The organism is Micromonospora sp. DT15 (genome assembly GCF_049841475.1).
Classification (GTDB): domain Bacteria; phylum Actinomycetota; class Actinomycetes; order Mycobacteriales; family Micromonosporaceae; genus Micromonospora.
In genome coordinates this window covers 254,055-265,858 of the sequence record NZ_JBNCKJ010000008.1, presented here as the reverse complement: position 1 = coordinate 265,858, position 11,804 = coordinate 254,055, and the positions used below count along the sequence as shown (strand labels likewise).

Sequence of the window (11,804 nt, the reverse complement as noted above, 5' to 3'; positions counted from 1 at the left end):
GCTGCCTCTCAGTTCACGATGGAGTCGAAGACATTCTGCACACCCGCGGTATACGGGCCCAGGTCCTCGCTGTACGTGCCGTCCACCAGGTAGTTGCGGTCCTTCTGCCCGTCGGAGATGTCGTGCAGGCCCACGCCGGTGTCCAGCAGAGCGCCGCCGAACCCGGGGATGTTGACCGGCGAGACCTGGTTGATGACGAACTTGCCCGGGAAGAGGGTCTTGAACTTCTCGACCTGGAAGGCACGCCCCTCGGGCGTCCAGCCGCCCTTGCTGAGCAGCTTGTACTGCTTCTTTCGCTTCTTGATCTCCATGACGGTCTCCGCGTACTTGCGGAGCTGCCCGGCGACCTTGCCCAGCCGGGCGGCGAGGCGGGTGAGCACCTCGGCGAACCGAGCGACGATCTTGACCATCCGACCCACCGTGGTGGCCAGCCGGGCCAGCACCCGGACCACCGTGGCGGCCAACGAGACGCCGGCGCTCAGCGCCGCGGCCACCGCCGCGATGATCACCTCGGTGAGGAACCAGAGCAGGAACTCAAGGATCAGCTCGACCAGCAGATTGAACGCGTCCACCGCCGCGTTCGCCGCCTCGACCAGCACGTCCTTGGTGCCGTCGAGCCCCTGGGCCAGCTCCTCGATCGCCGCCTCGACCGACTCCATGGAGGCGTGGAAGCCCTCGGCCGCGTCGCCCGACCAGGCGCCACGCAGGCGGGCCCGGTCGGCGATCTGGTCACCGGCGATCTCCCGTACCGCCGCGCCAGTGTCCAGGCAGAGCTGCGCGGCCCGCATCAGGTCGTCCGGTTCGCCGGCGACCAGCTCCAACAGCTGCTCGAACGGCCAGAGCACCGCGTTGGAGAGCGGCTTGAAGGGCTCGGGCGTGCCCGAGACGATCTGCTCGAAGTAGGTCTTGTTGCGCTGCAACGCCTCGGTGCTCACGCCGGCACCGAACCGGTCGGAGCGCCGTTGCCACCCGACCAGGGGCCGGGTGCGATGAGGTCGGGAGCGGGCGGGCGGCCGGGCACGAAGAGGTCGGTGTTGGCCACGTCGGTGCCGGTGTAGGCAGCGGCGGTGTCGGTGAGCCCCTCGGCGATGTCCGCCATCATCTCGGCGCCGTCGGCCAGCCCTTGAAGGCACGCCTCGAACTGCTCGGCGTACGTCGCCGCGAGGTTGAAGGACGCCGGCATCACCCCGAAGGCGTGCCGTGGCACGTGCCCGTCGCCGAAGGCGCGGTGCAGTTCGCGGAAACGGGCCGCCCGATCCTTGGACCCGGCGGCGAACGCCGTCAGAGCCTCCGGCTGGACCTCCAGCTCATTGCTCGGGCTTGACACGAACCCTCCCCTGTGGCCTGTGCGACGGATCAGTCGTCACGACTGAACCACCATAGGCAATGCTCGCCGGCATCGGGGGGTCCCGTCGGTGATGACGGGGTCACCCCGCTCGACTTTGTGTCGTAAAGTAGTTTGCGTGGACCTCGACGATGATTCACCACCCTCTGACGCCGCGGCGGCGCTCCGGCTGATCCAGGACCAGCGGTCAGCGACGGCACGCCAGCTCGACCCCGACGCCCGCCTGCTCTACTGGCCGTGGGGTGTCGCCTGGCTTGTCGGTTTCGGGCTGTTCTTCCTGCGATTCCCCCCGGATGAGCGGGCGCTGGTCGCACTGCCGAGCTGGCTGCCGCTGACCGTCCTCTTCGTACTGCTCGCGGCCGCCGGAGCGACCCAGGCGGTGGTCAGCATGCGGGCCTACGGCCAGGTGACCGGCGACTCCGCCCGGCGCGGCAAGTGGTACGGGTACGCCTGGGCGCTCGGAACGGTCAGCGTCTACGCGGGGCTGGGCCGGATCTCCGAACACCTGCCGCACGACCTGGCGGCGCTGCTCTGGTCGGCGACCGCCGTCGGGCTGACCGGTGCGCTGCACATGGCCGGCGGGGCGGTCTGGCTGGACCAGGACCTGTTCCGGCTGGGCGTCTGGATCAGCGTGATCAACCTGGTCGGGGCGTTCGCCGGGCCGGGCTGGCACCCGCTCATCGTGGCGTTGGCCGGCGGCGGCGGAATGCTGGTGGCCGGCGCGATCGCCCGGCGGCGGCAGCGACAGCGACAGCAGCCGTGACCGAGCTGGATCCGGTCATCCACGCGCAGGCCCGGCTGCGGGTCGTCGCCAGCCTCTCCGCTCTCAACGTCAACGACAAGATCGCGTTCCCCCGCCTGCAGGAGCTGCTCGCGATGACCGCCGGCAACCTCTCGGTGCACCTGCGCAAACTCGAGGACGCCGGCTACGTGGAGATCAGCAAGACCCATCGTGGACGCACTCCGATGACCCTGGTCGGGCTCAGCCGGCGAGGTCGGCTGGCGTTCGAGGAGTACACCGAAGCAATCCGCGCCCTGCTCGATCCCACCCCGTCGAAGGAGCAGCCATGACCCTCGCCCGCGCCGACCAGGCCAGCCGCCGGTACGGCGACGTCCTCGCGCTCGACCGTGTCGACCTGGAAGTCCAAGCCGGTGAGCTGGTCGGCCTGCTCGGGCCGAACGGCGCCGGCAAGAGCACCCTGATGAAACTGCTGACGGGCCTGCGCCGCCCCAGCTCGGGGCGCGTCGAGCTGTTCGGGGGCGACCCCCGCGACCCGGCGAGCCGGCGACAGATCGGGGTCACGATGCAGGAGACCGGCCCGCCCAGCACACTGCGCGTCGGCGAGGTCGTCGACTTCGTCTCGGCGCACTACCCCGACCCGGTGCCCCGGGCGGAGTTGCTCGACCGCTTCGGCCTCGCCGACCTGACCCGACGGCAGACCGGTGGGCTCTCCGGCGGGCAACGCCGCAGGTTGGCGGTGGCGTTGGCGTTCGTCGGCCGACCCCGGTTGGTGCTGCTCGACGAACCGACCACGGGCCTGGACGTTGCCGCCCGGCGCACCCTCTGGGACGCGATCCGGGCATTCCACGACGACGGCGGGACCGTGTTGCTCAGCAGCCACTACCTGGAGGAGGTGGAGGCACTCGCCCACCGGGTGGTGGTCATCGGGCAGGGCCGGGTGCTCGCCGACGACACAGTGGACGCGGTGCGCGGCATCGTGGGCGTACGCCGGGTCAGCCTGGTCGCCGACGACCTGCCCGACCTGCCGGGGGTGGTGCGCACCGAACGGGTCGACGGTCGGCTGCACCTGCTCACCACCGACGCCGACGAACTGGTCCGAGCGCTTGTCACGGCCCGGACCCCGTTCACCGACCTGGAGGTACGACCCACCTCGCTGGAGGAGGCGTTCCTCGCCATCACCAGCGGCGACGCGCCCACCGGGGACGCGCCCACCGGCGCCGGGCGACCCACCGCCGCTGCCGGCGGCCTACCCACCACCGTCTGAGGAGGCGACAGTGCAGCTCGCCCTGGTCCACGCCCGCTACCAACTCCTGGAGATCATCCGGATTCCGGTGGCCGTCTTCGGCAGCGCCTTCTTCCCGGCCGCCTCCATGATCTTCTTCGTGGTGCCGTTCGCCGGTGACGATCCGGTCGTCGCCACCTACGCCACCGCGTCGATGATCACCTTCTCGGTGATGAGCGCCAACATCTTCCAGTACGGCGTCGGTGTCGCCGAGGACCGCGACCAGCCCTGGAACCCGTACACCCGGACCCTGCCGACCGGGCCGGCCCCGCGGTTCGCCGGCCGGGTGCTGGCCGGCCTGGCGCTGACCTACCTCTCGCTCATCCCGGTCGTGGTGATCGGCGCGACGCTGACCGCGGCCCGGGTCACGTCGGCGGCGTTCCTGCTGGCTCTCGGCACCGTGGCCGTCATCTCGGTGCCGTTCACGCTGATGGGGCTCGCCATCGGCTACCTGCTGCCGAGCAAGGCGGCGATCGTGGTGGCACAGCTGATCTTCCTGCCACTGGCGTTCGGCGGCGGACTGCTCTCCGCGCCGGGCGACGCGCCCGGGTTCATCGAGACGATCGCGCCGTACCTGCCGACCCGGGGCGCTGCCGAACTGATGTGGGCGTCGGTGGCCGACTACGACGTGGAACCGCTGGCACTGATCATGCTCGGTGTCTGGGTGGTGCTGCTCGCCGCGCTCGCCGCCTGGGCGTACCGACGGGACGAGGGTCGCCGGTTCAGCTGACGATTCGTCCGTTTCCGCCCCGGGCCGCGGCGGGACGGTGCCAGGATTCCGGCAGGGGGCCGCCGTGGCCGCCGGGCCGAAAGGGGTCTTGACGTGAGCACCGTCCCGCCGGGTACGCCCTGCTGGGCCGACCTGGCCACCCCGGACCTGACCGACGCGCGGCGTTTCTACCCGGAGCTGTTCGGTTGGACCGGCCGGGTCACCCCGGAACCCGAGGCGGGCGGCTACACGGTCTTCCTACTCGACGGCAAGCCGGTGGCCGGCGCCGGCCCGCCCGCGATCCCGGACCAGATCCCGATCTGGTCGACCTACCTCGCCACCGACGACGCCGAGCTGGTCGCCGGGCGGGTCGAACGGGCCGGCGGGCAGGTCGTCGTCCCACCGTTCGAGGTCTTCGACAGGGGCTGGATGGCGGTCTTCGCCGACCCGGCCGGTGCCACGTTCAGCGTCTGGCAGCCGTTGACCATGGCCGGTGCCGAGGTGTTCAACGTGCCCGGCGCGATGAGCTGGAACGAGCTGGTCACCCCCGACCCCGAGGGCGCGAAGGTCTTCTACGAGCTGGTGTTCGGCTGGCAGCCCGACGACCAGGCGGTGGGCGCGATGACGTACACCGGGTGGCGGCTCGGGACGCAGATCGTCGCCGGGATGATGCCGCCGCTGGCCGACGACTTCCCGGCCGACCTGCCCGCGTACTGGACTGTGTACTTCGCGGTTGCCGACGCGGACGCCGCCGCGGCCCGCGCCGCCGAGCTGGGCGGAACGATCCTGGTCCCGCCCCGCGACATCCCCGCGGGCCGCTTCGCCGCCCTCCGCGACCCCCAGGGCGCCCTCTTCTCCGTCATCGACCTGGGCCCCTGACCCAGCGCCCGCGTGCTCAGGGCCGGGTGGCGCGTGCTCAGGGGCGGGTGGGGCGGACGGGGACCACCAGGGGGCCGTGGGAGCCGGGGACCACCCGGACGCTGGCCCGGTAGTGGGTGGCGAGCAGCTCCTCGGTCAGCACCTCGGGCGGGGTCCCGGCGGCCACCACCCGACCACCGGCGAGCATCACCATCCGGTCGGCGTACTCCCCGGCCAGGGAGAGGTCGTGCATCGTGGCCAGGACGGTCAGGCCGTGCTCGCGGCGCAGCTGGTCGACGAGTTCGAGGACGTCCTGCTGGTGCCCGATGTCGAGCGCGCTGGTCGGCTCGTCGAGCAGCAGCAGCGTCGCGCCCTGGGCGAGCGCCCGGGCGAGGAAGACCCGCTGCCGTTCGCCGCCGGAGAGGGTGGCCAGTTCGCGACGGTGGAAGCCGGCGAGGTCCAACCGCCCCAGCACCTCGTGCACGGCGTCGACGTCGGCTGTCGACTCCCGGCCCAGGGTCGGGATGTACGGGGTGCGGCCGAGCAGCACGTAGTCCAGCACCGACATGCCGGGCGGCACCACCGGGGACTGCGCCACAGTGGCCACTATCCGGGCGCGGTCCCGGCGGCGCAGCGCGGCACTCGGCGTACCGAAGAGAGTGATCGCCTTCGGCGCGGGCAGCAGGCCGCCGACGGCGCGCAACAGGGTGGATTTGCCGGCGCCGTTCGGGCCGATCACGGTGACCCACTCGCCGACGGCGACGGTGAGGTCGACGCCGGTCAGGATCGGCGTGCCACCGAGGTCGACGTGCAGCCCGCGCACCTCGACGGCCGGCGTGCCGGCGGCGGGTTCGTGGCTCACGTGAGCGCTCGCCGGGCGGTTCGCAGCACGAGGACGAAGAACGGGCCGCCCAGCAGGGCGGTCACCACTCCGATGGGCAGCTCGGACGGAGCGGCGGCGGTGCGGGCCACCACATCGGTCAGTGCCAGGAACGCGCCGCCGAACAGCAGTGACATCGGCAGGATCACCCGGTAGCTGGACCCGGCGAGCAGCCGGACGGTGTGCGGCACGATGATGCCGACGAAGCCGATCAGGCCGGTCGCGGAGACCGCCGCGGCGGTGCCCAGCGAGGCGGCGGCGATCAACAGGTATCGGGTGCGCTGCGGGTGCAGGCCCAGACTTCTCGCCTCGTCGTCGCCGACCGCGAGGACGTCCAGCTCGCGGCGGTGCAGCAGCACCACAACGGTGGTCAGCGCGGCGTACGGCAGCACCAGCAGCACGTCGTGCCAACCGGCGGTGGCGAGCCGGCCGAGCAACCAGGAGTACACCGGCTGGATGGTGTCGGCGTTGCGTTGCAGGAGGTACGTCTGCCCGGCGGAGAGGAACGCGGAGACCGCCACCCCGGCCAGGATCAGCATGGCCGGTGACCCGCGTCGCCCACCGGCCGCGCCGAGCACGTAGGTCATCGTGACGGCGAGCAGCGAACCGGCGAACGCGGCCAGCGGAATGGTCATCGGCAACCCGGAGAGCGTGCCCTGCCGGCCGGCGCCGCCGAGGGCGATCGCCGCGGTGACCGCGAGGCCGGCGCCGGCGGCCACACCGAGCAGGTACGGGTCGGCCAGCGGGTTGCGGAACACGCCCTGGTAGCAACCACCGGCGAGGGCGAGCAGACCGCCGACGAGCAGGCCCAGCACCACCCGGGGCAGGCGCAGCTCGGTGACGATCGCGATCTCACGTTCGGTCAGCCCGCTGTCGAGGTGCACCCCGGGAAGCAGGTTGAGCAGCTCGGCGGCGACGCTGCCCGGGGGCAGGCTCACCGGGCCGAGCGATACCCCGACGACGAGCGCGACGAGCACCGCTACCAGGCCCGCGACCAGCCACCGCATGCGCAGCCCCGCGGGCCGGGCCCCGGACGGCAGCCCGGCGGGCCGGGCCGTGGACCGCAGCCCTGCGGGCCGGGCCGGAGAACGTGGCTCGGCCCGCAGGGCTGACGGCGGCGGCTCGGTCGGCTGACCGGTTGGTGCCGGATCGGACACCTGTCGCGGCCCGGTCACCGACGGACGACGGTCACGCGGGCACCTTGGCGACCGCGTCGACGATGACCCGGAGCAGGTCCACGACCCGTGGGCCCCAGCGGGAGGCGATGTCGTCGTCGAGGGCGACGACCTGGTTGTTCTTCACCGCGGTGAGGCCGGCCCAGCCACTGCGCGCCTTGACCGTGTCGGCGCTCTGCTGGCAGCACTTGGCATCGGCCAGGAAGACGAAGTCCGGGTCGGCCTTGACGATGATCTCCTGGGACAGCTGCGGGTAGCCGAAGTTCTTACCGTCCGCGTCGGCCGGGTCGGCGATGTTGGTCAGGCCGGCCTGGCTGTAGAGCGAGCCGATGAAGGTCTTGCTGGTGGCGCTGTAGAGCTCCGGGCCCAGCTCGTGGAAGTAGGTGAGCTTCTCGGCGCGCTGCGGCAGGTCCTTGACCAGCTTGGCGATGTCGTCCTTCATCCGGGTGGCGACGTCGGTGGCCTGGTCGGCGTGACCGGTCAGCGTGCCCAGCTCGGTGATCTGCCGGTACGAGTCGTCGAGCGTGACCGCCGCCGGGGTCTGGTACACCGGAATCTTCAGCTTGCCGAGCTGCTCAACGATCTTGTTGCGGTCGTCGGAGAGAACCACCAGGTCAGGGTTCTTGCCGGCGATCGCCTCGGCGTTCGGCTGGAAGGCGGAGAGGTCGGTCTTGGGCGCGTCGGCCGGATAGTTCGACTGGTCGTCAACGGCGGTCACCTGCGGGCCGGCACCGATCGCGAAGAGCATCTCGGTGGCGGTGGGCGACAGCACGACGATCTTCTCGGGGCGCTTGTCGAGGGTGAGCGCGCCGACGGTGACCGGGTACGCGGCGGCAGCGGTGCCGGCGCTCGGCTTGTCATCTGCCTTCTCGGCGCAGGCACCGAGGGCGAGCGCGGCAACCGCGAGGGTCGCCGCGAAGATCCGAGGGGTACGTCTGTTCATAGGGGCCTCCTGTCGGTCGAGGAGTGTGGTGCTTCGCCGACAGGGACTTTCGTACGCCCGCCCACGAGGCGCCCTTCCTCGAGAGCGCGTTTCGCGACCGATCCGTAGGCGACCTGGCTCGTCCCCACCGACCGGTGGGGCATCACAGTTGCGGGACAGCGCCGGGATGAGCACCGGCTTCGCTGCGGACTGGTCGCTAAGACGGTAGCGCACCGCCGGGACGTGCCGGATCGATCAAGGGCCGATCAGCGTGGGTCGATCGCAGAGCCCTGGCGCACGAGGGGTTTGTCCCGGATCTGGAGGCTCAGGAGCGGGTGGTGGGGCCCCGCCGGGGCGGGACGGGGCCCCACCCGATCAGGAGGAAGTAATGGTGACGTTGTCCACAGCCGCCTCCACCAGGCTGGCTCCGGACGCGTCCGCCGCCTCGACGAGCACGCGGACCGACTGGCCGGCGTACGGGGTGAGGTTGAGGTTGGCTACCGCCCAGGTTCCGTTACGGTTGCTGGCCGCGCCGGCCTGGGTGAGCAGCGCTGTGGTGCCGCCGTTGTGCACCACGCTCACCCGCAGGTAGTCCGCCGACGAGGCGTTCGAGCCGTGCGCCAGGTACCAGGCGAGTGAGAGGGTCAGCGTGCCGGACGACGGCAGCGTCACCGCCGGTGACCGGGCGCTGGTCACTCCGCCGTCCACGTCGTAGTCACCGGCCGCCGAGCCGGCGAGCCGGCCGGTGACCAGGTCGTTGGACCCGGCGTACGGGGTGAGTTGCTTGGCTCCGGAGGACGTGGTCGCCTGGGCGGCGCCCCGCTCGAACGCGCCGAGGGTGGCGGTGTCGGTGCCGGACGGGTTGATGGTCCAGCCGGTGGCGGTCTCGAAGGTGTCCGACCAGACAGTGGTGCCGCCACCGCCGCCGCAGTACTGCGCCTGCTTGCCGATGGCCCGGTACGGGCAGTCGGCGTACTCGCTGAGGAGCAGCACCGCCTCCCGGTTGCGCGAGGTCTGCGCCGGGATCACCTCGTCGGGCGGGTAGAAGCCGCCGCCGCCGGACGAGCCCGGGTACATCTCGAAGGTGTACGCCCAGATGTTGTGGGTCGCCCACATCCAGTCGAGGCTGTCTCCGTCGGTGATGTAGAGGTCGCTCGACTGTTCCGGGGTGTAGCCGTTGGTGGCCGCCATCTGCTGACCGATGGTGGCGAAGGTGTTGTACTGGTCCGCGTTCATCCCGGTCGCGGTGTTCGCCGTGGTGTAGCCGTACGGCCAGAGCACCAGCTGCGAGTACGTGTGGAAGTCGATGTTGGCCTTGATCTGCTGCACACCGCCGACGACCCGGCCGTTGACGAAGTTGCGCAGCGCCTGCGTCTCGGGCGCGGAGAACGCCGACGGCCCCCGGTAGGTCTCCGACGAGGTGGTGCCGGACGAGCCGCCGCAGCATCCCCAGTTGTAGGACCAGTTGCGGTTCAGGTCGGTGCCGACGTTGGACGAGCCGCTGTTGGGTTGCCGGTTCTTGCGCCAGGACCGGTACGACCCGGTGGCGATGTCGTACTCGCTGCCGTCCGGGTTGACCGTCGGCACGATCCAGAGCTCCCGACCGTTGACGATGTTGGTGATCCGGGAGTCGCTGCCGTAGCTGTCAGTGAAGAGGTTGAGCAGGTAGATCGCCATTTCGACGGTCAGGTGCTCACGAGCGTGCTGCTGGGAGTTGAACAGGATCTCCGGCTCGCTCTCGTCGGTGCCGACGTTGTCGGAGATCTTCACGGCCATCAGGTCGCGGCCCTCGTACGACGAACCGATGCTGATCTTGCGGGCGATCGCCGGGTGGTCGGCGACGACCTGGTTCACGACGGCGGTCAGTTCCGCGTAGTCGTGGTAGTTCGAGTCGGCCGGCGGGAAGGCCAGCGCGCCGAAGTCGCCAGCGCCGCGCTCGGCGTTGGGTGGCGGGGCGAGCGGTTCCAACCGGAAGCCTAGCTTGCCGATCGCGGCGGCCTCGGCCGCGGTGGCCGAGATGTGCAGCACGCCGTGTTCGGAGTAGTCGATGGCGGCTCCGGTGCGGGCCACCGCGTTGCGGTCGGCGAGGGTCCGGGGCCCGAGCACCCGGTAGCCGGTGGCGGCCTGCTCAGCGGTGCGGTCCGGTGCCGGTCGGGCGGCGACCGGTCCGGCGGCGACGGTGACGATGCCCAGCCCGGTGACGACAGCGAGCACCAGGACACGGCGGAGGGAGATGGGCGTGCGGAGGGCCATGGACTACCTCCTCGATGGGCGGGAGATCCCGCTCGGTGAAGGACACTTCACCACCTGTCACATGGTCATATCAACATTGATCATTGTGTTGGCCATCCCAGGCGGATCATCATGGCGGCAATGATTTTCCACCTATCAACATCTGGCGAAACTTCCCTCCAAGCGGAAAACTGACCAGCGACGATGCCCCCTCGACACCGCGGAGCACCCATGGCCAGACCCCGCCTGCGCGCGGCCGCCCTCGCCGGCGTCACCACGCTCACCCTGCTCACCAGCGCCACACCCGCGCTGGCGGCGCACCCGCCCGCCCCCGCCCACGACGAGCAGATCACCTACCAGGACTGGTCCGGGCCCGCCGACTGGCACCGGGGCAGCCAGGCCGGCACCCGCGTCGTGCCCGGCGCCCGATCGGGCGTCACCCTGGCCCGCCCGGCCGGCACCACCGAGTACGCGGACCCGCACACCGGCACCACCCGCACCTGGGAGTACGGCACCTGGACCTCGCCGGTGACCCGGGTCGGGTTCGACGCCACCGAACTGATCGCATCCTGGAACGCGGAGACACCCGCCGGCACCTGGATCCAGGTGGAGATGCAGGGCAGCTACACGAGCGGCGACCAGACCCCGTGGTACGTCCTGGGTCGATGGGCGTCCGGCGACACCGACATCAAGCGGACCAGCGTCAACCGGCAGGGCGACCCCTGGTCGACGATCTGGACCGACACCTTCAGCATCGACGACGCCACCGCCGGGGTGCTGCTGCGGTCGTACCAGCTCAAGCTGACCCTCTACCGCGCACCCGGGCAGAGCGCCGCCCCGGTGGTCCGGATGCTCGGCGCGATGAGTTCCACGGTGCCGGACCGCTTCACGGTGCCGCCGAGCGCCGGACACATCGCCTGGGGCCGGGAACTGCCGGTGCCGCGCTACTCGCAGAACGTGCACTCCGGGCACTACCCCGAGTACGACGGCGGCGGTGAGGCGTGGTGCTCACCCACCTCGACGGAGATGGTCGTCGAGTACTGGGGTCGTGGACCGTCGGCGGCCGACACCTCCTGGGTGGACCCCACCTACCCCGACCCGACCGTCAACCACGCCGCCCGGATGACCTACGACTACGCGTACGACGGCGCGGGCAACTGGCCGTTCAACACCGCCTACGCGGCCAGCTTCCCCGGGCTGGAGGGCCGGGTGACCCGGCTGCACTCGCTGGACGAGCTGGAGCGTTTCATCGCCGCCGGCATCCCCGTCGTGACCAGCCAGTCATTCCTCGCCAGCGAGCTGGACGGGGCGAACTACGGCACCTCCGGGCACCTCTTCGTGGTGGTCGGCTTCACCGCCGACGGCGACGTGATCGTCAACGACCCGGCCTCGTCCAGCAACGACGTGGTGCGCAACGTCTACAAGCGTGCGCAGTTCGAGCAGATCTGGCTGCGCACCAAGCGCACCAACGCCAGCGGCGGCGTCTCCGGCGGCTCGGGCGGCATCGCGTACCTGATCAAGCCGATCTCAAAGCCCTGGCCCAAGCGCTCCGGCTCCACCAACTGGTAACCCTCTGCCCCGCGCCCGGGATCAGCTCCGGCCGGCGGGTCACCTGCGGTTGATCATGAAGTTATTGCCCGGCCGATCGGCGTGTCGTGG

At 71.0% G+C, this 11,804-nt stretch carries 12 protein-coding genes; 6 read left to right on the top strand and 6 right to left on the bottom strand.

Features of this window, described 5'->3' with window-relative positions; translation table 11 throughout:
- Positions 1–8 precede the first annotated feature (8 nt).
- On the bottom strand, positions 9–935 hold the full coding sequence (locus ACLQ3F_RS19735) for a WXG100 family type VII secretion target (protein WP_357196611.1): 927 nt from the start codon (positions 933–935) through the stop codon (positions 9–11).
- Positions 932–1,327 (bottom strand): type VII secretion target, encoded by a 396-nt coding sequence (locus ACLQ3F_RS19730; protein ID WP_357196614.1) that lies wholly within the window; start codon positions 1,325–1,327, stop codon positions 932–934. Before ACLQ3F_RS19730 ends, ACLQ3F_RS19735 begins: the two co-directional genes overlap by 4 nt.
- 136 nt (positions 1,328–1,463) lie before the next feature.
- Here ACLQ3F_RS19730 and ACLQ3F_RS19725 point away from each other — a divergent pair, with 136 nt between their 5' ends.
- The 5 genes from ACLQ3F_RS19725 to ACLQ3F_RS19705 all read left to right on the top strand — a co-directional run bounded on the left by ACLQ3F_RS19725 (position 1,464) and on the right by ACLQ3F_RS19705 (position 4,957).
- Entirely contained in the window at positions 1,464–2,108 is a 645-nt protein-coding gene (locus tag ACLQ3F_RS19725; RefSeq protein WP_425850634.1) for a transporter, read from the top strand.
- Positions 2,105–2,416, top strand: coding sequence for a winged helix-turn-helix domain-containing protein (locus ACLQ3F_RS19720; protein ID WP_425850632.1), 312 nt, complete (start codon positions 2,105–2,107; stop codon positions 2,414–2,416). Before ACLQ3F_RS19725 ends, ACLQ3F_RS19720 begins: the two co-directional genes overlap by 4 nt.
- A complete protein-coding gene (locus ACLQ3F_RS19715) occupies positions 2,413–3,351 on the top strand; it encodes an ABC transporter ATP-binding protein (protein ID WP_425850629.1) in 939 nt (312 codons plus the stop codon). The genes ACLQ3F_RS19720 and ACLQ3F_RS19715 overlap by 4 nt, the downstream gene beginning before the upstream one ends.
- A 10-nt stretch (positions 3,352–3,361) precedes the next feature.
- Positions 3,362–4,099 carry an ABC transporter permease gene (locus ACLQ3F_RS19710; RefSeq protein ID WP_425850627.1) on the top strand — a complete coding sequence of 246 codons (738 nt, stop codon included), beginning with the start codon at positions 3,362–3,364 and terminating at the stop codon, positions 4,097–4,099.
- A gap of 93 nt (positions 4,100–4,192) precedes the next feature.
- Entirely contained in the window at positions 4,193–4,957 is a 765-nt protein-coding gene (locus tag ACLQ3F_RS19705; protein ID WP_357196629.1) for a VOC family protein, read from the top strand.
- Positions 4,958–4,994: 37 nt separating this feature from the next.
- Here the strand turns inward: ACLQ3F_RS19705 and ACLQ3F_RS19700 are convergent, their stop codons facing one another.
- From ACLQ3F_RS19700 to ACLQ3F_RS19685, 4 genes are all read right to left on the bottom strand, one after another.
- Positions 4,995–5,798, bottom strand: coding sequence for an ABC transporter ATP-binding protein (locus ACLQ3F_RS19700; protein WP_425850624.1), 804 nt, complete (start codon positions 5,796–5,798; stop codon positions 4,995–4,997).
- Positions 5,795–6,823, bottom strand: coding sequence for a FecCD family ABC transporter permease (locus ACLQ3F_RS19695; protein ID WP_357196635.1), 1,029 nt, complete (start codon positions 6,821–6,823; stop codon positions 5,795–5,797). The genes ACLQ3F_RS19700 and ACLQ3F_RS19695 overlap by 4 nt, the downstream gene beginning before the upstream one ends.
- A 181-nt stretch (positions 6,824–7,004) precedes the next feature.
- Positions 7,005–7,934 carry an ABC transporter substrate-binding protein gene (locus ACLQ3F_RS19690; RefSeq protein WP_357257640.1) on the bottom strand — a complete coding sequence of 310 codons (930 nt, stop codon included), beginning with the start codon at positions 7,932–7,934 and terminating at the stop codon, positions 7,005–7,007.
- Positions 7,935–8,288: 354 nt separating this feature from the next.
- The gene (locus ACLQ3F_RS19685) at positions 8,289–10,166 is read right to left on the bottom strand and encodes a M14 family metallopeptidase (protein ID WP_425850622.1); all 1,878 of its coding nucleotides are present in this window, start codon (positions 10,164–10,166) and stop codon (positions 8,289–8,291) included.
- Positions 10,167–10,376: 210 nt separating this feature from the next.
- Between ACLQ3F_RS19685 and ACLQ3F_RS19680 the strand changes: the two genes are divergently transcribed.
- Positions 10,377–11,714 (top strand): C39 family peptidase, encoded by a 1,338-nt coding sequence (locus ACLQ3F_RS19680; protein ID WP_425850619.1) that lies wholly within the window; start codon positions 10,377–10,379, stop codon positions 11,712–11,714.
- The last annotated feature ends 90 nt before the right edge of the window (positions 11,715–11,804 follow it).

Bases quoted from the DNA above. Each gene is read 5' to 3' on its own strand.
- ACLQ3F_RS19715 (WP_425850629.1), top strand. From the start codon at position 2,413: ATGACCCTCGCCCGCGCCGACCAGGCCAGCCGCCGGTACGGCGACGTC.
- ACLQ3F_RS19685 (WP_425850622.1), bottom strand. From the start codon at position 10,166: ATGGCCCTCCGCACGCCCATCTCCCTCCGCCGTGTCCTGGTGCTCGCT.
- ACLQ3F_RS19690 (WP_357257640.1), bottom strand. From the start codon at position 7,934: ATGAACAGACGTACCCCTCGGATCTTCGCGGCGACCCTCGCGGTTGCC.
- ACLQ3F_RS19695 (WP_357196635.1), bottom strand. From the start codon at position 6,823: ATGCGGTGGCTGGTCGCGGGCCTGGTAGCGGTGCTCGTCGCGCTCGTC.
- ACLQ3F_RS19680 (WP_425850619.1), top strand. From the start codon at position 10,377: ATGGCCAGACCCCGCCTGCGCGCGGCCGCCCTCGCCGGCGTCACCACG.